This window comes from Psychrobacter sp. MES7-P7E, assembly GCF_002863645.1.
Lineage (GTDB): Bacteria > Pseudomonadota > Gammaproteobacteria > Pseudomonadales > Moraxellaceae > Psychrobacter.
Window position 1 is genome coordinate 23,216 of record NZ_PJBU01000106.1, and the last position, 19,597, is coordinate 42,812.

29 protein-coding genes and 1 tRNA gene are annotated in these 19,597 nt (G+C 44.9%); 17 read left to right on the plus strand and 13 right to left on the minus strand.

Going from position 1 to position 19,597, the window contains the following annotated elements; translation table 11 throughout:
- Positions 1-33: 33 nt before the first annotated feature.
- The 4 genes from gatA (at position 34) to CXF62_RS09870 (ending at position 3,825) form a co-directional block, all read left to right on the plus strand.
- Positions 34-1,530: an Asp-tRNA(Asn)/Glu-tRNA(Gln) amidotransferase subunit GatA gene (gene gatA / locus CXF62_RS09855; RefSeq protein WP_102094171.1), complete on the plus strand. Its 1,497-nt coding sequence runs from the start codon at positions 34-36 to the stop codon at positions 1,528-1,530.
- Positions 1,530-3,056, plus strand: coding sequence for an Asp-tRNA(Asn)/Glu-tRNA(Gln) amidotransferase subunit GatB (gene gatB, locus CXF62_RS09860; protein ID WP_102094172.1), 1,527 nt, complete (start codon positions 1,530-1,532; stop codon positions 3,054-3,056). The genes gatA and gatB overlap by 1 nt, the downstream gene beginning before the upstream one ends.
- A 198-nt stretch (positions 3,057-3,254) precedes the next feature.
- The gene (locus CXF62_RS09865; protein ID WP_102094174.1) at positions 3,255-3,683 is read left to right on the plus strand and encodes a hypothetical protein; all 429 of its coding nucleotides are present in this window, start codon (positions 3,255-3,257) and stop codon (positions 3,681-3,683) included.
- Positions 3,684-3,748: 65 nt separating this feature from the next.
- Positions 3,749-3,825: transfer RNA gene (locus tag CXF62_RS09870), tRNA-Pro, on the plus strand.
- A 296-nt stretch (positions 3,826-4,121) separates the two neighbouring features.
- On the opposite strand, the gene CXF62_RS09875 is transcribed toward CXF62_RS09870, so the two are convergent.
- The 13 genes from CXF62_RS09875 to CXF62_RS09925 all read right to left on the minus strand — a co-directional run bounded on the left by CXF62_RS09875 (position 4,122) and on the right by CXF62_RS09925 (position 9,311).
- Positions 4,122-5,195, minus strand: a complete 1,074-nt coding sequence (locus CXF62_RS09875; RefSeq protein ID WP_102094175.1) for a tyrosine-type recombinase/integrase — start codon at positions 5,193-5,195, stop codon at positions 4,122-4,124.
- Positions 5,102-5,491 (minus strand): hypothetical protein, encoded by a 390-nt coding sequence (locus CXF62_RS09880; protein ID WP_102094177.1) that lies wholly within the window; start codon positions 5,489-5,491, stop codon positions 5,102-5,104. The genes CXF62_RS09875 and CXF62_RS09880 overlap by 94 nt, the downstream gene beginning before the upstream one ends.
- A complete protein-coding gene (locus CXF62_RS14735) occupies positions 5,484-5,642 on the minus strand; it encodes a hypothetical protein (RefSeq protein WP_185156634.1) in 159 nt (52 codons plus the stop codon). Before CXF62_RS14735 ends, CXF62_RS09880 begins: the two co-directional genes overlap by 8 nt.
- A gap of 115 nt (positions 5,643-5,757) precedes the next feature.
- On the minus strand, positions 5,758-5,958 hold the full coding sequence (locus CXF62_RS09885) for a TraR/DksA C4-type zinc finger protein (protein ID WP_102094178.1): 201 nt from the start codon (positions 5,956-5,958) through the stop codon (positions 5,758-5,760).
- 3 nt (positions 5,959-5,961) lie between these two features.
- Positions 5,962-6,180 carry a hypothetical protein gene (locus tag CXF62_RS09890; protein WP_102094180.1) on the minus strand — a complete coding sequence of 73 codons (219 nt, stop codon included), beginning with the start codon at positions 6,178-6,180 and terminating at the stop codon, positions 5,962-5,964.
- The gene (locus CXF62_RS09895) at positions 6,164-6,376 is read right to left on the minus strand and encodes a hypothetical protein (RefSeq protein ID WP_102094182.1); all 213 of its coding nucleotides are present in this window, start codon (positions 6,374-6,376) and stop codon (positions 6,164-6,166) included. The genes CXF62_RS09890 and CXF62_RS09895 overlap by 17 nt, the downstream gene beginning before the upstream one ends.
- Positions 6,354-6,620, minus strand: a complete 267-nt coding sequence (locus CXF62_RS09900; protein WP_102094183.1) for a hypothetical protein — start codon at positions 6,618-6,620, stop codon at positions 6,354-6,356. The genes CXF62_RS09895 and CXF62_RS09900 overlap by 23 nt, the downstream gene beginning before the upstream one ends.
- Positions 6,617-7,138, minus strand: coding sequence for a hypothetical protein (locus CXF62_RS09905; protein WP_102094185.1), 522 nt, complete (start codon positions 7,136-7,138; stop codon positions 6,617-6,619). The genes CXF62_RS09900 and CXF62_RS09905 overlap by 4 nt, the downstream gene beginning before the upstream one ends.
- The gene (locus CXF62_RS09910; RefSeq protein ID WP_102094187.1) at positions 7,138-7,491 is read right to left on the minus strand and encodes a hypothetical protein; all 354 of its coding nucleotides are present in this window, start codon (positions 7,489-7,491) and stop codon (positions 7,138-7,140) included. The genes CXF62_RS09905 and CXF62_RS09910 overlap by 1 nt, the downstream gene beginning before the upstream one ends.
- Positions 7,484-8,164: a hypothetical protein gene (locus CXF62_RS09915; protein ID WP_102094188.1), complete on the minus strand. Its 681-nt coding sequence runs from the start codon at positions 8,162-8,164 to the stop codon at positions 7,484-7,486. Before CXF62_RS09915 ends, CXF62_RS09910 begins: the two co-directional genes overlap by 8 nt.
- Positions 8,161-8,385, minus strand: coding sequence for a hypothetical protein (locus tag CXF62_RS09920; RefSeq protein ID WP_145990550.1), 225 nt, complete (start codon positions 8,383-8,385; stop codon positions 8,161-8,163). The genes CXF62_RS09915 and CXF62_RS09920 overlap by 4 nt, the downstream gene beginning before the upstream one ends.
- A gap of 123 nt (positions 8,386-8,508) precedes the next feature.
- Positions 8,509-8,634 (minus strand): hypothetical protein, encoded by a 126-nt coding sequence (locus tag CXF62_RS14925; protein ID WP_265734913.1) that lies wholly within the window; start codon positions 8,632-8,634, stop codon positions 8,509-8,511.
- A gap of 2 nt (positions 8,635-8,636) precedes the next feature.
- Positions 8,637-9,311: an XRE family transcriptional regulator gene (locus CXF62_RS09925; RefSeq protein ID WP_102094192.1), complete on the minus strand. Its 675-nt coding sequence runs from the start codon at positions 9,309-9,311 to the stop codon at positions 8,637-8,639.
- Positions 9,312-9,438: 127 nt separating this feature from the next.
- Between CXF62_RS09925 and CXF62_RS09930 the strand changes: the two genes are divergently transcribed.
- The 13 genes from CXF62_RS09930 to CXF62_RS14740 all read left to right on the plus strand — a co-directional run.
- Positions 9,439-9,714, plus strand: a complete 276-nt coding sequence (locus CXF62_RS09930) for a transcriptional regulator (RefSeq protein ID WP_102094193.1) — start codon at positions 9,439-9,441, stop codon at positions 9,712-9,714.
- A gap of 41 nt (positions 9,715-9,755) precedes the next feature.
- Entirely contained in the window at positions 9,756-10,256 is a 501-nt protein-coding gene (locus CXF62_RS09935) for a phage regulatory CII family protein (protein WP_102094195.1), read from the plus strand.
- Positions 10,246-11,262 (plus strand): primase-helicase zinc-binding domain-containing protein, encoded by a 1,017-nt coding sequence (locus CXF62_RS09940; protein ID WP_185156635.1) that lies wholly within the window; start codon positions 10,246-10,248, stop codon positions 11,260-11,262. The genes CXF62_RS09935 and CXF62_RS09940 overlap by 11 nt, the downstream gene beginning before the upstream one ends.
- Positions 11,262-12,965: a primase-helicase family protein gene (locus CXF62_RS09945; RefSeq protein WP_102094198.1), complete on the plus strand. Its 1,704-nt coding sequence runs from the start codon at positions 11,262-11,264 to the stop codon at positions 12,963-12,965. The genes CXF62_RS09940 and CXF62_RS09945 overlap by 1 nt, the downstream gene beginning before the upstream one ends.
- 352 nt (positions 12,966-13,317) lie before the next feature.
- Positions 13,318-13,722, plus strand: a complete 405-nt coding sequence (locus CXF62_RS09950; protein ID WP_102094199.1) for a hypothetical protein — start codon at positions 13,318-13,320, stop codon at positions 13,720-13,722.
- Positions 13,723-13,853: 131 nt separating this feature from the next.
- A complete protein-coding gene (locus CXF62_RS09955; protein WP_102094201.1) occupies positions 13,854-14,159 on the plus strand; it encodes an HNH endonuclease in 306 nt (101 codons plus the stop codon).
- A gap of 151 nt (positions 14,160-14,310) precedes the next feature.
- Entirely contained in the window at positions 14,311-14,772 is a 462-nt protein-coding gene (locus tag CXF62_RS09960) for a hypothetical protein (protein WP_102094202.1), read from the plus strand.
- 9 nt (positions 14,773-14,781) lie between these two features.
- Complete coding sequence (locus tag CXF62_RS09965) at positions 14,782-16,500, plus strand: terminase large subunit (protein WP_102094204.1); 1,719 nt, start codon at positions 14,782-14,784, stop codon at positions 16,498-16,500.
- A gap of 70 nt (positions 16,501-16,570) precedes the next feature.
- Positions 16,571-16,783 (plus strand): hypothetical protein, encoded by a 213-nt coding sequence (locus CXF62_RS09970; RefSeq protein ID WP_102094206.1) that lies wholly within the window; start codon positions 16,571-16,573, stop codon positions 16,781-16,783.
- A 57-nt stretch (positions 16,784-16,840) separates the two neighbouring features.
- Positions 16,841-17,092 (plus strand): hypothetical protein, encoded by a 252-nt coding sequence (locus CXF62_RS09975; RefSeq protein WP_145990551.1) that lies wholly within the window; start codon positions 16,841-16,843, stop codon positions 17,090-17,092.
- An 88-nt stretch (positions 17,093-17,180) separates the two neighbouring features.
- Positions 17,181-17,831 (plus strand): HK97 family phage prohead protease, encoded by a 651-nt coding sequence (locus CXF62_RS09980; RefSeq protein WP_102094209.1) that lies wholly within the window; start codon positions 17,181-17,183, stop codon positions 17,829-17,831.
- Positions 17,832-17,834: 3 nt separating this feature from the next.
- Positions 17,835-19,184: a phage major capsid protein gene (locus CXF62_RS09985; protein ID WP_102094210.1), complete on the plus strand. Its 1,350-nt coding sequence runs from the start codon at positions 17,835-17,837 to the stop codon at positions 19,182-19,184.
- 125 nt (positions 19,185-19,309) lie between these two features.
- Positions 19,310-19,597, plus strand: a 288-nt coding sequence (locus CXF62_RS14740) for a hypothetical protein (protein WP_185156636.1), incomplete at its 3' end; no start/stop codon positions are given.

Here is a 19,597-nt window from a genome sequence, read left to right on the forward strand (position 1 = left end):
TTATGCTATTAACATTTTGACGGACGACACCTTATGTCTGAACTTCATTTATTAAGTACCGAGCAGCTCATTACTGGCTTGCAAAACAAACAATTTAGCAGCGCAGAATTAACTGAACACTACATCAAGCGTATAGACGCGCTAGACGGCAAAATTAACAGCTTTATCACTCATACTTCTGAGACAGCACGCGCACAAGCAAAAGCGGCAGACGAGATGCGTGCTCAGGGCGATCAGCGTCCGCTACTTGGTGTACCAATGGCGCACAAAGATATCTTTTGTACCCAAGGCGTACTGACCACTTGTGGCTCAAAGATGCTACATAACTTTGTCTCACCATATGACGCGACTATCGTTTCTAACATCGATAAAGCTGGCATGATCAGCTTAGGTAAGCTCAATATGGACGAGTTTGCGATGGGCTCAGACAACAGTAGCTCTTACTACGGCACCGTACAGAACCCTTGGAACCTAGAGCGCGTCCCTGGTGGCTCGTCAGGTGGTAGTGCTGCCGCCGTTGCCGCAGGTTTTGTCCCTGTTGCGACTGGTAGTGATACGGGTGGCTCTATTCGTCAGCCCGCCTCATTCTGTGGCCTAACAGGTATCAAGCCGACTTATGGACGTGTATCACGCTTTGGTATGATTGCCTATGCCTCAAGTTTGGATCAAGCTGGTAGCATGGGACGCAGCGCGAAAGATTGCGCTTATCTACTCCAGCCAATGATTGGTCACGATCCACGCGATGCCACTTCGATCAAATATGACATGCCTAACTACGTACAAGACATCAATGATGCAGAGGCCGCTGCTGGTGATAAGCCATTTGACGGTCTTCGTATTGGTGTGGCTAAAGAATACTTCAGTACAGGGCTTGATAGCGAAGTCGAGCAAGCAGCACGTGCTGCGCTCAAGAAATACGAAGAATTAGGCGCAACGATTGTAGAAGTAAACATCACTGATCCTGAGATCACACTTGCCACTTACTACATGCTAGCACCTGCTGAAGCATCATCGAACCTATCACGCTTCGATGGCGTACGCTTTGGCTATCGCTGTGAAAACCCAACGGATCTGATCGATCTATACACGCGCTCACGCTCTGAAGGCTTTGGCCCTGAAGTACAGCGCCGTATCTTGACAGGGACTTATGCGCTATCGGCTGGTTATTTCGATGCTTACTATACCAAAGCACAGAAAATTCGCCGCTTAATCGTTAAAGACTTCGATGAAGCCTTTGCTAGCTGCGATGTGATTGCTAGCCCAACCGCACCGACGGCAGCTTACAAGCTTACTGACAACCTTGATCCTGCAACGATGTATTTAGGTGACGTTTATACCATCGCGGTCAACCTAGCAGGTCTACCTGCCCTCAGTCAGCCAGTTGGTTTGACGACTGAAGGCCTACCTATTGGCTTGCAATTAATCGGTAAGCACTGGCAAGAGAGTCAACTGCTCACGACTGCGCATCTGTTCCAGCAGCATACTGATCATCACCTACAACACTCTACCATCGCAAAGGAGACGGTATAATGAGTACAGTTACTACTGATAACAATGCCGTCCGTGAACACGCCGTGCGTAAAGAGCTATTTGTCGATGGCTATGAAGTGGTCATCGGTATCGAGATTCACTGCCAGCTAAATACGGAAAGTAAGATCTTCTCAAGTGCGCCGACTGATTTTGGTCATGAGCCAAACAGCCAAGCTAGCATCGTCGATTTGGGTTTGCCTGGCGTATTACCAGTGCTAAATGCTGGTGTGGTCGATCGCGCGCTAAAATTCGGCATCGGCGTCAATGCTGAGTTAGGTCTATTTAATACGTTTGACCGCAAAAACTACTTCTACCCTGATTTGCCTAAGGGCTATCAAATCACCCAGATGGCCAATCCTATCGTAGGCGTTGGCTACATCGATGTCGTGGTAAATGAGGGCGAAAAGAACGAATACCCTAAACGTATGGGTATCACCCGCGCGCATCTAGAAGAAGATGCTGGTAAATCTGTACATGACGCTGTCGATGGTATGACGGGTGTGGATTTGAACCGTGCTGGTACGCCACTGATCGAAATCGTCTCTGAGCCAGACATGCGCTCAGCCCACGAAGCACTTGCCTATATTAAAGCCATTCATCAGCTAGTTACTTGGCTAGGTATCTCAGACGCAGTAATGGCTGAAGGCTCATTCCGCTGTGACTGTAACGTCTCTGTGCGCAAGCCAGGTGCTGATCTCGGTACGCGTACTGAGCTAAAGAACCTAAACTCGTTCCGCTTTATCGAACGTGCTATCAATCGTGAAATCGAACGTCAAATCGATATCTTGGAAGACGGTGGCAAAGTCGTTCAAGCGACGATGCTATATGATCCAGAGCGTGACGAAACGCGTACCATGCGTACCAAAGAAGACGCCAACGACTATCGCTACTTCCCTGATCCTGACCTGCTACCTGTCCGTATCGAGCAGCATACGGTTGATGCGATCAAAGCAGCGATGCCAGAGCTACCAGTTGCTCGTCGCGCACGCTTTGAAGAAGCGCTTGGTCTGTCAGAATATGACGCTCGTATCTTGACTGGCAGTCGTCAAATTGCTGACTATTTCGAAGATGTGGTGGCTGAAATCGGTCAACAAGATGCTAAAATGGCTGGCAACTGGGTCATGGGCGATTTGCTTGGCGCCCTTAACAAAGATGACACCGATATCATCGACTCTCCTATCAGTGCCAAACAATTGGCTGGCATGCTCAAGCGTATCAAAGATGACACGCTATCTGGCAAACTGGCTAAGAAAGTCTTTAGTGCTCTATACGAGCGCGAAGGCGGCGATGGCGATGATGCAGCAGATAAAATCATCAAAGACAAAGGCCTCAAGCAAGAGACCGATACTGGTGCTATCAAAGCGATGGTCGAAGAAGTCATCGCAAAAAATGAAGCGATGGTCGAAGAATATCGCGGCGGTAAAGAAAAAGCCTTTAACGGTCTGGTCGGTCAGGTCATGAAAGCCAGTCGCGGCAGTGCTAACCCACAGCAAGTGAACCAAATTCTAAAAGAGCTTTTGGGTTAATTTTGTAATAAGAGCCCGTTGCTTGTACTTTTATATGAAAAGTTACTATTCATTAATAAAAGTACAAGTAACTCATAAGAGGAACTCTCTTACTATGCTTGCGATGAATTTATATTAGCATTTTGATTTATACATTCTAGATACTTCATAAGCTTTTCAAATATTTCCACTTTATACATAGCTTTAGGAAAATTTTAAATGATCAATAAGTATAGCCTGAGCAAGAATGTCACGTCTATACAGTGTTTGGATTCCTTGAATTTGCAAGAAAATATGATCATTCGATATTTTAATTCTGCTTTGTTTGATAAAGGTGCGGCAGAATTAAATATTATTATTGCAAATGAATTCGATGTGCGTTTGACTTTAAATGAGGGAGAACATACCTCTGATTTGTTACAGCGTGCTAGAGAAGTTATGTCTCAAATAGTAGAGATGGATTTAGAGGCACACGAAAATCAGCAAAATACGATTGAAAAGTATCAGCCGTACATATATGAAGTCGAAATTAATTTGCAAGACGATGAAGTTAATCTAGAGTATGTTTCAAGCATTGTTAATGCAGCTTGGGGCATGTTTTTTAGACGTACAAAAGAAGGCAAGTGGTTTTTTGACAATATAGGTTAATGGGTTATTTGTACAATAATTAATCCTTGCAATATGCATAATTTTGCGTAAAATAGTCAGTCATTCGGGGCGTAGCGCAGTCTGGTAGCGCACTACACTGGGGGTGTAGTGGTCGCAGGTTCAAATCCTGCCGTTCCGACCAAGAAATACCATATAACTCAACGGCTTAGGTCGTTGAGTTATTTTTTTTGGCACAAATTTGGCACAAATCAACAGCTCATACCCCAATTTATAGCAATCTGCTGTATGAGACTGCTTTTACATGCTGTTCCTAAGAAGTTGATCACAAGAACCCCTATTAAAGCTATAAACCCAAACCAAATTGTTAGAGTTAGCGGCCAATTTGTTAAGCTTTGACTCTCGCAATCCCTGCACCGCCAATCATTCTTTCTGAGCCTAGCTCCACATTCTGGGCACCGCTTATGATTAATGAACATCTCACCTACTCCCCGTATCTAATTTAGCAATCTCACTACGTGCTTTCGACACGTCGATCCAGCGCGCATATCTAGTCTCAAGCGTTCTCACGCTATGGCCAGTTTGTTTGGCCACAAAGTAAATATTCAATCCATCCGTTAAACAGTTTGTTATAAAAGTATGACGCGTTGTGTAAGTGGCTCGATGTCGTATGCCGGTCGCTTTCATCGCTGCTGTAAGTGCTCGTCTTGGCGTCTTATCTGTTTGCCACGCACTATTAATGAAGCGCGGGGACATAAACAGCCGATCACTGACTGGTGATTTGATACGTTTTAATCGCTTCAGCGCATATTCACTGCGCGCATTAAAGAAGACATCACGATATTCAGCCGTCTTGGTGCGATTAACTAGCTCCCCATCACTCATGACTTTGCTTACTTTAATCAGTCCCGCATCCCAATCGATATCATCCCAAGTCAGCGCGAGCAGCTCACCCGTACGCATACCTGTCCAAAACGCCAATTCAAAATATAACCAATATACAGCTTCATCTTTACCATGTTTGTCATGCAACCATGTAAGCAGGCGCTCCATTTCATCGCGGCTAAATGGGTCCGGCGGTGGGGCTTGATGCTTGGTATTCTTTATTTTATCGACTGGGTTGGCATGGATGACGCTATCATCCAATGCAATCGCAAAAACCCCGCGCAAGGGAATTAGGTTGTTATTACGTGTCTTTTCACTAGACCAAATAATGTCCGCTATCAATGTGCGGACCTCTTTTGCGGTAATGGTATGAATTTCACGTTGGTACCAGGGCGGTATCCAATATCTATCGAGGGATTTTGCGTATTCGCGCAAGGTGGCTTTGCTGACGTCGGCTTGCTTTAGATAAAGCCTGGCATAGTCTAAAAAGGTAGGAGTAGTTTTTGGGGCATCATCATTACCGCATAATTCATTGATGATATCGTCAGTAAGTGTGCCCCATTTGGCATGTTCAGCTAAGCGATTTCTGATAACAGACGCGGCGGTGTAGCCACGTTCTGTCGCGGGGAGCTTTTCAAGCGTTTGCCAGTGTCTCTTTTTGTGCCACATCCACCAGATACGGATGGTGCCGTTTCTGTCGGTGACGCCTGTGGGCAGCGATTTGCTGCTTGCTGACTTGCCCAATTGTTATACCCCGCAATACTATAATAGAGGCGACCGTCATCAAACTTAGCCCAGACAATGCCTTCTGGCCACATCTCATGCTTGCCGCGTAACGATGATTGCTTGATACCAGTGATTTGCTCAAAGCGCTCAGCCTGCACCCAGTCAATCAACCCGCCTCCATTTTGTATCACTTCAATAAGCTGGTCAATAACTTGCGGAATATTAGTTGTATTAGTCATCTTCCATATCCTCCATATAGAAATCAGGGCAATCACATTCTGGGCACACCCTAAGCACCACAATCCAGTTATCTGGGTCGGGTATACGCTTGGCATCATCTTCCTTGTATTTGTGACCACAATCACAACACTCTAAGACCACATCACTCACGATCATTCCCCTTTATTCAATTCAATCGACAACAACCAAACCACTGCGACTACCAACATGCCAAGGAAGATAGAAGTGCCAGTTATTACTAATAATTGCTCATTATTGGTTAACATCACCGTCCCCTTTTCTCAAATACGCTTTGGCAGTCTACACAGAGCGTTACCCCACCCACTGCTTGGCGTCTAGCCGGTATATCTTCGCCACATTCCAAACATTCTGTCAGTGACGGTTTATCAAATTTTGGCGCGCGACTTAGGCAGTGAGCCAGTGTTAAATCAACATAGTCGTTTGCGCGATCAGCATCATCAGCCATTACTTACCCCATCTTCTCAACGTTCGCTTCGATACGCTTATAGCCGATACCGTAGCGATATTCTATTTTCATTCCACGATCAGCTAAGCGACATGCCCTACCAATCAAGTGACTACCAGCGCTGCATGCCTCTACAATCTCCCAACAGCTTGTGTCTACTTCCAACCAACTCAAGCCGTAATTGTTTGCTGCAAACGTGATTCTTTTAATCTTTTTTGACATTACTACTCTCACTGTCTTTAATAATTGCATCTGCCCAGTCGCGGATCTCTTTTAGACGGTTGATGCTGAATTTTTTGATAATGTAATAATCTGCTTTCATTGGGTCCAAATTGTGTGGCCGCTGAAGCTTGATAAATAGCGCACTGTCCTTGATAAACAGATGAGTGCGTGGGTTAAGTGATAGTGTTTTCCGCATCTTCATCTACCTCCCTAAATTCAAGCTGAATTTGGAACTGCAAATCACAATCCCAACCAGATAAAGCCTGCTTAACCTCTTCTGAACCTAAAGATTCATAATTAACATCGAAATTAGCACTGCTTATCTGCTTAATAGCAAAGCCTTGCACTTCCATATTAAAGTTATGCTCGATCACGCGAATGCGGTTCGCCATAACATGCTTTATATCTTGATTGGCATTCAATACAAACGAGACTCTCATCGCCGCAGCTCCCGTAATATCAGACTTTTAATCGTACCGGCTGCGTATAACTGCCCGTTTTTACCATCGATATTGACGACATGATGGTTGCGCGTACCGTAATGCTCCCTATCGATTGCCAGGTAGTAGCCGTGATGTTCAAACTTCTTGCGCTTGTCGATACGATTGCGGATTTGACACTTATAGTTATCAGGTGTGCAACTGAGTAAGACGCTGATATCGGGTACGACGCCCTCAGTGTCCCAAAGCGGCTGAATCATACGACGTTTGACAGCAGAGTCAGCATTACGATGCTTATCAAACAAAATGACGTCCAAGTGACCATAGTTGCCAAGCAAATAATCATCGTCAAAGTTGACTACATCGATGCCACGCTCAAGCACGATAACGTCAGTGATAATGCCTTGAGCATTTAAGCACCGTTGCACGCGTTCGCAGGCGGTAGTGACACCGATGTGAGGCGCGCCGCTGACATTAATCAGCAAAGGCCCTTTACGTTTTTGGGTATTGATAGACATTACGCTACCTCACTGTGTTCGCTATTGGCAGCTACGGTGTCAAGTAGCGGCTCAAGGTTGATGTTATGAGCATACGCCTTGCGTAAGTCAGCTTCTAAATGCACCAATGTCGCCCAATACATTGGATTGATACGGCAACGACGCTGTGACACTTGCACGATTACTAGGCGCAGTTGCTCAGCAACATCAAGCATAGTGTGCTGGTCGCGTAGTTCGATGGGCTTGGTAATATGCTTGCACCACTGGTTTTCGGCATCCCGTAAGGCGATACGGCTGACAGTGTTGCTAAGTTTGGCGTTATGGATAAGAGATACTAAGATGACGCTCGGCTTGATATTGGCGATATTACGCATAGCAAGCCTCCAGTGCAGCACGGAATGCTGGCAGTTCGGCTTCTGTAATGGTGCGCAACGTTGCAAATGCGCCGCTATCAGTATTCCAGTTAGCATCAGCGGCTGCGCCAGTATTCCAAAATACCAATAAATCCGCTATTTTAGGTTTTTGACGGTTATCTATTAAAACAGCGTAGCTATTTAAAGGTTCGTAAATCAAAATATCCCAAGCCATCAACTTATCACCACCAATCGCATAATCATCCTCACTAAAACGATCCATGCTATGCATGCGCTGGACGAGACATTCAGATAGGTTTTTGATAAAGATAAGCTGCATATCAGCTTGGGTGATTTGTGGTGCTGACTCTGAGAGCCAATTAGGTTGGTCTAGCACGTCATCAATACGTGGTACGCATTCTTCTAAGCCGCTACCGCTTAGATAATCGACATCATTGACGGTCGAGAGATTAAGATCATTTTCCCAAGAAGAGGACGTTACAGGCGAATCATTAGCTGCTTCAGCTAGCATAGCGGCAAGCAATCGGTCGCCGTGACTGTCATTTTTAGCAGATAATCCGCGCAATACCTCATCTAACTTGCTTTTTAAAGCACCAATTTCGACTTTGGTTTCATTATCGAAGCCAATTTCAAAGCGACTGATTAATTTTGGTATAGGTTTTGACTGGCTCATGCAACACCTCCCAACGACAATGCGACAATCAAAATGGCGCAAAGCACCATTAGCAAGCGCGTATTTCTACGCCCATGCTTGGTGCTTATTTCGTTATGAGTGATTTGCTGCTCAATAGTTTGGAGCTGCTGATTGCGTTCAGAGAGGATCGCGTGTAAGCGTTCGATTTCAGCTTGTGCGCGACTTGGTGGGACCGTTCCGTTGGTTTGATATTGAGACATGACATTACACCCGTTTTGTTGATTACGGGTATATTTAATCATTTGTTGTTAATAGTGTCAAATCTTTTGTTGTTTATAATTAAAATAAAAATAATAAAACAACAAAATGGGTATTAATTTAGGTTAGTCAAATTCAAAAACTTCGATATAAACGCACCAACCAAAGGCTAATGGGTTGCTATCGGACACAGGTTTTGCATTGGCAAAATAATGCTCAGCCCAATATTCGAGCCATGGTCTACTTGTCATTATCAATTCTCCGCGCATTCATTATCCAGCACATGCAGTTCATCACGCAGGCGACTGGGTGGCTGTATCTCCACAAATGGGTTTAGAACCTTTATATCATCGCAGTTAAAAGACATACGCTCCATGCCATTTACAGATATAACAGTAAGCACCCCATGTTGACAGCTCACGAACTCTTTTATCATGTTGCGACCATCAGCCAATACAATATGTACATACTCACCCGCGCATGGATCTCTTTTCGGGTCGAATACTATGTACCAGCCAGAACGTAATGCAGGGAACATGCTATCGCCCACAGCCCTTATGACGTAAGCATCGTCACTTGCGTTATTAACCTCCAAGTACCCGTCACCACCATTACCCATGTAATCCAACTCTATCCAATAGCCTTGGTCGCCCATCTGCGCTGACCCTTTAACCGGTACATATTTGATGGGTTTCTTTGATGGGCTCTTGTTTTCCGGCTTGATAAGCATCTCACCTGTGCCACCCATTAACCAATCAATATCTATATCTAGTGCTTTTGCTATGGGAGATGCATACGCGCTTTTTTTGCTATCTCTCTTCTCTAATGTGGAAAGCGCTTGCTGTGACCAGCCGATTTTATCAGCCAATTCACCTTGTGTAAGTCCTCTATGTTCTCGTGCTTCTTTTACTCTCAATCCTAACGCCATAGCTGTGCCCCTTATATTCTACCCATAAATTAAAACAAATGACGTTATAAAGCTAACAACAAAGGATTTGACATAATTAACAACAAATGATTAAATACACTAAAATTAACAACAAAGGATTTACATCATGCGTGAAATCGATAAACTCCTCAGTCCTTTAGAGGCTTTGCAAAAAGCAGTCGAAACCGCTGGCGGTCAAACTGAACTAGCCAAAAGCATCGATCCCAATCAAGAAAAACTAAAGCAACAAAATATATGGAATTGGCTCAACCGCGATAAAAAAACATCAGCTAAATGGGTGGTGAAAGTATCTCAAGCAACTGGAGTCTCATGTCATGAACTACGGCCTGATATCTTCCCTGAGCCAGCTAACGATCCAAGTAATCAACAAGACCTAGCATAACGGTAAGCAAGTAATAAAAGAACGACAATAACGGGGGCAATATGTCGACAACAATTTTTACATCCGCTCAGCGCGCAGCTCATTGCGTATTATCACTTGAACAATCCGTCTACCACGCTTGCAAAAAAGAGCGCGGGACACTGGGTAAGATTGCTGATATCTATGGTGTGAACTACAACACGCTTGCTTTACAAGTGAATCCAAACCGTAGCAGTCACACACTAGCGCCTGAGACGATTGAATTAGTGCTCGAACATACCCAGTCGCCGTTAATCATGGATGCTATCTGCTGCGCGCATGGCAACGCAGGATGGTTTTTGCTTCCTGATGCTGATAATCAATGTGATGAAATGGTTGATATTGCATTGCTTGGTCAAAAGTTTGCCAACTTAAACAGCACATCATTGGACGCTTATGCTGACAAGATTATTGAGGCTGATGAATATGCGAGCATGCAAAAGGACGGCCATGCGTTAATCGGTCATATTCAAACAATTTTAGAAAATGCCAAGCGTAATATGGAGAGACATAATGACAGATAAACGCACCCCGCTAGATTTCGAAGCCATACGAGCAGCAGCTGTCGGCAATTATGTCTCGACCATATTCCCTGCTGCTGGCATTAGCTTCAGCAAACCTGCCCATCAGCATCAGTCATGTCCTATGTGTGGCGGCGATGATCGCTTTCGCTGTGATGATAAGCGCGGCGAAGGCACGTGGATATGCTCGCAGTGTGGTGCTGGTAACGGCTTTATGCTTGTGCAGCAATATACCGACCTTGATGTCTACGAGACCAACAAGCTTATTGCAGGTGCTATCGGACTAGACGCAACGAGTGAAGTGACGGATGAGCAACGCACCCAATGGCAATCACAGCAAGTCGAACGTGAAGCGGCTGAGAAGGCAGAAAAGCGCCAAGCTCGTATCGATGCCGCCAGTCGCGCCCAAAGCATGTGGGATAATGCTAAACCCACCACAGACGATCATCTTTACTTACTACGCAAAGGTGTATCAGCTATCGGCTTGCGCCAAGATACGAACGATAATCTAATCATACCGATGCATTACTATAATACTGATACCAAGCAAACCACATTGGTCAACGTACAGACGATTGCACCTGATAGCGAAAAGTTATTTTTGAAAGGCGGTCTAGTCAGCGGCGCTTACTTTACGATTGGTAGTGCCGCTATGTTCAGCGGTGGCGTGATATTGATTTGTGAAGGCTATGCAACTGGCGCTACTGTATTCGATGCTATGAGCTATAGCTTGCCGGTCATCGTCGCGTTTAATGCTCATAACCTCATTCCGGTGGCTCAGTCGATACGCGCTCAATATCCCGATCATCGCATTATCATCTGTGCTGACGATGACAGTGCGACGGCTATCAAGATGCGGGATAAAGACATCGCCGACGGCAAGGAACCAAAATTACTTGTTGAATATAACGCAGGCATTCATAAGGCACAGCAAGCCGCTATCAATGTAGCTGGTGAAGTTGTCACCCCAAGCTTCGACACACTAGAAATAGATAAGGATGCGGCGTAATGCAAGGCAAACAACATACAGATTTTAATGACCTCGCAGCAGCTGCGGGCCTCAACGAAGTAGCACGCCAAATCAAACATGCACTAGCCAATCAGTCAATAGTGACTCAGGCAGCTAATGACGACGACAGTGCACCTACGTCGGCAAACGTTCAGCACAACGGCAATGTACCGGCTGACATTGAGCGAGACATGCGCTTGGCCAATATGCTTAAGCGTTATGCTCAAATAATGGATATCGGCAAAGGCACTAATAAAGTATATGATCTTGAGCAAAAGATTGAGTATACAAAGACTCAGTTTGTAAGCGAAGCTGGCAACAAAAAGCTGGCAGACTTATGGTGGCTTGCAAAGCATAGCAAGATTAGCAAAGCGGAAGTCTCAAAAGACCGCGATGAGCTGATGGTAGTCGAAGCACAGTCGATGTTTGACCGTTACTTTCTCATTTACGGCACAAAAGAAGTATGGGATGACGTTGAGCGTATTCGTTTGCCCGTCGATACCATCAAGCTTGCACGACCAAACGAGTATGATATATGGCTCAAATCTGAGGCGCGCATTACGGTCAAGGCTGATAATATCTGGTTTGATCCTACTCGCACAAAAGTACCCAAGCACGACAAGGATATCGCTATCAATACATTTGATGGGCTACCAATGAAACCTGTCGACAACATGACCGCTGACGATGCGCAAAAGCTATGCACTCCTATCATAGAGCTCCTATTGCATTTATGCGAAGGCGATCAGTCTATTTACGACTGGGTAGTTAGGTGGCTTGCAATCCCGTTACAGCGCCCAGGCACAAAGCTCGACACAGCCCTTATCTTTCATGGTGAGATACAAGGCGCTGGTAAATCGTTATTCTTTGACCGCATCATGACGCGCATATATGGCGACTACGGTGTGATATTGGGACAAGGTCAGCTTGAGTCGCAGTACAATGATTGGGTATCAAACAAACTTTATGCATTGTTTGAAGAGATATTCAGTGGTAGTGACCGCTATTCACAGATGGGCATGGTCAAGCAGCTCATCACCGGTAACACTATTTATATTAATCAAAAGTTTATGAGCGGTTGGAAGCAAGACAACTATGTCAACGCGATATTTTTATCAAACAACATGATGCCGCTATCATTAGAGCAGAACGACCGCCGCCATGTCGTCTGTTATCCAAAGAAAAAGATTCCCGAACCCTTATTAAAAGATGTCGCGAAAGCTCTAGATAATACAAATGATGACATGCTCCGCGCGTTCTATACTTATCTTATGAAACTGGACCTTAATGGCCAAACAGCACACTCTCCCGCAATCATGACGGGTAGCAAGCGTCAACTGATCAGACTCAGCCAACCGAACTGGGAAGTATTCTATGATGACTGGGTGAAAGGTGAGGCTGGCATCCCTTATTGCAGCTCTCTGACCGACGATCTATACGACTACTATCAGCATTGGTGTCGTAAGGGCGGCGAACGTGGCACCACTAAAACGAAATTAATGACATATATTGGTAGACGTGAGCACAAAGAGCGACTAAGATACCAAATGCAAGGCAGCGCGCGGCCTGTTCAATCGACAATTATTGCTATCAACATGCCAACGAACTACCCAACGCCTGATGCTGCTAACCAGCAATTATGGCTTGGAATGCAAATCCAGCTCATGAAGAACGCTATCGGTCACAAACTTGACCCAAAATAGCCAACCATGTGCATAGTGTGCACCCCATGTGCATAGTATAAAAACAAACTATGCACGTCTACAGCCTTTACCCCATATAGCTTATAGCGACCCTGTGCATAGTGTGCAGGGTTTTTCCGTATGTGCGCGCGGGAAATAATTATTTATTTAATATATAGGACAATCAAAGCTATATTTTTTTATTTCCATGCGTAGATATAACTATGCACACTATGCACACTATGAACATCAGTCATATAAGCCAGTAATACCAATGGGTTCAGACGTGCATAGTTTAAATCAAACCCTGCACATCTTGACGCAACTATGCACACGCCCTTATATTGGCTATAAATAACGGGGGATATTTATCATGCGTCAAGAATACTTAAGGGCAGCAGCTGAAGCTTATGCAAACATTCATGAGATAGAGTCTGATTGCTATCATTATATCTATAGCGGGTTTGACCCGATCATCCAGCAGCGCATAGCTTCTAGATACAGCATCAAATGGAATTATGAAGACAAACCGTTAAAGTGCAGCGCAGCACTTAGTGCCACAGCCCTTGCGGAATTGCAATACCCAGTGAATGAAGCCACTGGCTTTGCTTGGTCAGGTAATGAACGAGCAGCATTTGCTGGTATATCTAAAGCAACATGGTCACGCAATAATTACTCAGAGCACATCGAATTTATAATAAAAGATATCCGCTCTACCGCTCGTCGCGTAAGGCGTCAGATAGACAAACAGCTCATTGATGAAGAAGAGGCCTATTGATTAATGGAACAGTTTGGCTTAGTATTTCTCATATTCGAAGTTCCTGCCTAATCACAAAGCAGACTCAAACAAACATCACCAGTTAAGCCCGTTGCCCCCGCAGCGGGCTTTCTTTTTGGAGGTAATAAAGCATGGCATTGAAAACCCTACGCCCACGCCTCACAACTATCGGCACCAAAGCAGTCAGCGATACCCACCAACCCAAATCAAAATGGGGACATGGACGCGGTGGCCGACCTTGGCGTCGCAAGCGCGATGAGATATTTTTGCGTGACAAATATACTTGCCAAGTTTGCGGTCGTGTTGGTGGTGAGCTTGAGCTTGATCACATCGTCAATGTTGCACGTGGTGGCACTGATAGCGATGACAACTTGCAAACTCTATGCAAATCACCTTGTCATGCTGCGAAAACACACGCCGAAAGCCAAGAAATTTAAGATATTTTTGGCGAAAAAGCCCGGGGGGAGTCAATTTATTTTCTGGGCAAATCCAGCGGACACCACTCCCCCTCCCACGCGCAAAAAAAATGCTAAATCAAATTTATTTTTCCATTTTTCCGAATCTATTTAATTGAGAAAGGTTCTCATTATGTCGCTAACTAAAAGAAAGGAAGCGTACTGCCAAAACGTCGCGGATGGTCTTGATGAATTAGAGGCGATGGCAGCTGCTGGTTATAAAGCTAAAAATGAAGCGAATGCAAAACGACAGCTCAAGAATCTCGATGATGATGAGTTGGTGCAAAATCGTATTACTGAATTGCGTGCTATTAATCTTTTACAGACTGGCGAAACGACTGAGGGCGAATCTGCTGAAGTCGTTGAGTTGGTTAACGCCCTGCACTTCTTTCAGACTGTCTATAAGAACCCAGCCAAGTCAATGAAAGACCGTATCAGCTGCGCCACTATTGCTATCCAATACGAAGAGCCGAAGCCTGCGCCCATTGGTAAAAAAGAGCAAGGTAAGCTTGATGCTAAAACTGCTACCAATACTGGCGCATTTAGAACGCTTAACAATCAGCTGCCTTTAAACACGTCCAAGACTACCCAATAAGAGCCCTCCATGATAGACACCTGGTCAACAGCCTTGCCTGACTGGGAAAAGCGCATCGTCGCTGGTGAGTCTCTCATGCCGTGCAAGCCACTCAATCAAGACGTGGCTGATATTGCTCTAAAAATATTCGACCAATTAATCCTGGTAGATATGATTGGCAGCCCTGCTGCTGGAGATGTCACCCGTGAATGGGCGCGTGAGTTTATCGCGGCTATCTTTGGTGCTTATGACACTGATAGCCAAGAACGATTAATCACTGAGTTCTTTTTACTAATCAGCAAAAAAAATACGAAATCGACGCTCGCTGCTGGAATCATGATGATTGCGCTAGTGCTCAATGAGCGTTTTAGTGCAAGCTTAGCTATTATTGCGCCGACCAAAGAAGTTGCTAATGCTAGCTATGGCCCTGCAAGCGATATGATTAGCGCAGACCCTGAATTGTCAGCCATGTTTAACGTGTCGCCACATACACGTACTATCACTCATTTAGGCACCAACGCCACACTGAAAGTCTATGCTGCTGAATCTGACACACTTGGTGGTAGTAAATTTAGCTATGTGCTGATTGATGAGCTTTGGCTATTTGGTAAACGTGCCAATGCCGCATCGATGTTGCGTGAAGCAACTGGCGGATTGGCATCACGCCCTGAAGGGTTTGTTGTTTATCTAAGCACCATGCCTGACGAGCAACCGGCTGGCATATTCAAACAAAAGCTAGACTATGCTCGCGGTGTACGTGACGGCAAGATTATCGATCCGCAGTTCTTAGGCTTACTCTATGAGTTTCCGCAAAAGTATATCGACGATGAGCTTTATCTAAACCCAGAAAATTGGTATATAACCAACCCTAATCTTGGCGCATCTGTCAGTGTTAAGTTTTTAGAGCGTGAATTCAAAAAAGCAGCAGACGAAGGCAAAGAGGAGCTGCAAGATTTTACGGCCAAACATCTCAACGTACAAATTGGTATATCACTACGCGCCAATCGTTGGGCTGCTGTGGAGTTTTGGGAAGCGGCAGCTGCTCCTGTGCCATTTACATTAGATGAGCTGATTGAGGCATCAGAGGTTATCACAATCGGTATCGATGGCGGTGGTCTTGATGATTTACTAGGCTTCGCGGCTGTTGGTCGATTACCTATTGTGCTAAGAGAGTATGAAGACAGCATTACTAAACAGAAAGTACAAATCAAGCCGTGGTGGGTATGGACACGCGCTTGGTGTCACACGATTGCACTAGAACGTCGTATGTCTATTGCGCCAACATTAAAAGGGTTTGAAAAAGACGGCGACCTTGTCATTGTAAAAAACATCGGTGATGAGTCAGAGCAAGTCGCTCAGCTATGCAAACAAGTATTTGATAGCGGTAAGCTTGACCAAATCGGACTGGACCCACTTGGCATTGGCACACTGATAGAAGAGCTGGACGCAGTAGAAATACCAGACGATAAAATCATTGGCGTCAGTCAAGGTTTCAAGATGTCAGGCTATATCAAAACCACTGAAAACAAAATCGCGCGTAAGCATCTGTTGCATGCTGACCAAGATATTATGGCTTGGTGCGTTGGCAACTCTCGCACAGTAGTACGCGGCAGTGGCACGATGATTAGTAAGGCTGAGTCAGGCACTGCCAAGATTGACCCAGTCATTGGTATGCTCAACGCCGTCGCATTGATGAGCCTAAATCCAGAGCCGCCAAAAACTGGCGCACCTACTATGTTTTTTGTTTAACAAGTGTTGATATATTTAATCTAGTCTCCATTATAATTTATCAATATTATAAATTTATAATGGAGGCTTTATGGATAGTCAAATACAGCAAATTAATAACCAATTTATTAAGTTAATTTGTGTTGATAATAATATTAAATATAATGCATATGTTAGGGTAGGTAGTGTGACAGGCATTATAGATCATGGCAGTCGATGCACTATTATTACTGCAGAAAAGACTTACCATACTGAAAGCTCAATAACTACTCTTAAGAGTAAACTCGGCATGGTGATTGCGTAACAATCTAAACATAAGTCAAATTAATCTAAATGATTTTTTAACATGGAGTGTCATGCTATGAGTACAAATGTAACATTTGAAGAGTTTGAAAAAACGGTTTTTGAATTTTCTAAAGCCTTAGCCGTTAATGATAATAATGGCAATGTGTCAAAAAGAATTTCTGAAAAGGCTAAAAAGCTAGCTAAAGAATGGTATCAAGATACAGAAGCACGTGAGGAAGCGTTCAAAGAGCTGCTTGCAGAGCTTGATGGAGAAACAGAACCGAAGAAGAGTCACTATGCTACTGCTGGCGAAACGACGTTTAAATAAATTAAAACTTATCTGAATGCAAAATAAACCCACCAATTGGTGGGTTTTTTATTGCCGAAATTTTATATACAGCCAATCGAGAATCACTATGACCAAAGCCTACAGCATATTGAAAGTCAAAGCTGTCAATGAGGAAGATGGCAGTCGCACCATTACTGGTATCGCATCAACGCCCAAGCAGGACCGTGATGACGACATCATGGATATGGCGGGTGCCAAGTTTGCGCTGCCCATGCCTTTTTTGTGGCAGCACAACCATAACCAACCGATTGGCGAAGTTACGAATGCCACAGTTACTGAAGACGGTATTGAGATCACAGCGACCATCGTAAATATTGAAGATGAAGGCGCACTCAAAACCCGCATTGACGAAGCATGGCAGTCAATCAAGTCAGGCTTGGTCAAAGGCTTATCCATTGGCTTTAGATTGCTTGAGTACAACTACCTTGAAGACAGCTACGGTCTGCATGTTAAAGAGTGGGAATGGTACGAATTATCCGCTGTCACAGTACCAGCAAACCCTGATGGGCAAATAACCAGCGTCAAAAAAATCAAACAAGCATTTTCGGACGCTCAAAACCCTGCGACCTCGCCTTCAAACGCAGCGCCCGACCCAGCAGTACCAAACACCCAAACAAAAGCGCCTAGCAATACTAGCGTTCCAAATCCACCACCATCACGAATAATCAACTTAGTTGACCCTAATCAGGGCAGCATATCATTAATATCTGGAGAGTAAGCCATGACATGGGAACAACAACGCGCGCAAATCCTTGCGACTATCAAATCTAAGAAAGGCAAAATCGGTGGCATTATCACTAAAGCTGCTACTGAAAAACGCACAACTAGCGACGACGAAGAAGCAGAGGTCAAAGCCGTTGAAGATGACATCGCTCGACTCGAAACCAACTTGGCACGTGTCGAAGGATTTATCGCTGATGTAGCAACAGCGGCAGCCAATGCCACCCCTGCCGCTGGCGAAGACCCAGACCAAGCAGCCGCTAGCGCAGATGGTGCAGCAGAACCTGAGAAAGCGGCTAAAGGCATCACTGTTAAACCAAACCATGCTAAAAAAGGTATTGGCTTCGCCCAGCTTGCTAAAGCGAAAGCACTCGCAGTACTACAGCAAAAGAAAGGCAACTACATCACTCCGCTTGACGTTGCAAAGTCGCAAGGTATGGACCCGCGTGTCATCCAAGCGCTTGAAAAGGCTGTGGTGCTTGATACATCAAACTCCAGCGCTTTGATTGTTGAGAATCAGCTCGCAGGTGAGTTCGTTGAGCTATTACGAGCAGAGACTATCGTTGATAAACTTGCTTCTATGATGCGTGTCGCTCCATTTAATACGACCATTCCAGGTCAAGGAACTGGATCAACAGCGGCATGGGTAGGCGAAGGTGCACCGAAACCAGCTACCAACCCGACATTTAACACTGTAGAAATCAAGCATCATAAACTTGCTGGTATTGTTGTTCGTACTGATGATTTGCTAAAACTATCAACACCTAGCACTGACCAGATGTTACTCAATGATTTGGTCGAAGCATCAGCCACGCTTATCGATACTACATTTATGGATGACGCTGCACAAACTTCTACACGTCCAGCTGGCGTATTGAACGGTGCTACCAAGATTGCTGCTACGGGTAAAACAACAGCCGAATATGATGCGGATTTGGCCGCCTTGAATGATGAGTTCATCAGTAAAAATCTTTCACTAACAGGCGCTCACTACATTATGAGCGCAACCCGCGCTAGTGCTATGGGGCGTTTACGCGATGCATTAGGCAACCCGTACTACCGTGGCATGGCGAACGGTCCTGGTGAAAAAACCTTAGATGGATTGCCTGTTATTGAATCTGAGAATGCAGGTGAAGTAATCGCATTGGTCAAACCATCTGAGCTCTACCTTGCCGATGATGGTGATGTTGAGGTTGCCTTCAGCGACCAAGCTACCATCGATATGGGTGCAACTACCTTGGTCAATCTATGGCAACAAAACATGACTGCCATTCGAGCTGAGCGCCATATCACTTGGGCTAAACGCCGTACCATCGCAGCCGCTTATATCGATTACTCTCAGCTGGTATAAATTAACCTTAAATAATTGAATAAAAAAACCTCACCGTCAAACGTGAGGTTTTTTATGAGTAGGTATTGGTGTGCCACCTCCCGTTATCTGCATCAGTATCTACTCATAAAAAACACGAGGTCACTATGAAAATTAAATATATTAAAGACGCGCCTAATGGCCCTGCTGGTATGACTGATGATGTCAGTGACTTTCATGGCAACATTTTAATCTTAACTGGCTTCGCAGAACTAGATAACACAATCTATTTTGACGATCAATCTCAGTTTACGCTCGTTACTAAGTCAAGATCGTTAGTTAATCCTAAACAGATTTTTGAGAGCGAGCCAACCGAGCCAACCGAGCCAACCGAGCCAACTGAGCCAACTGAGCCAACTGAGCCAACTGAGCCAACTGAGCCAACTGAGCCAACT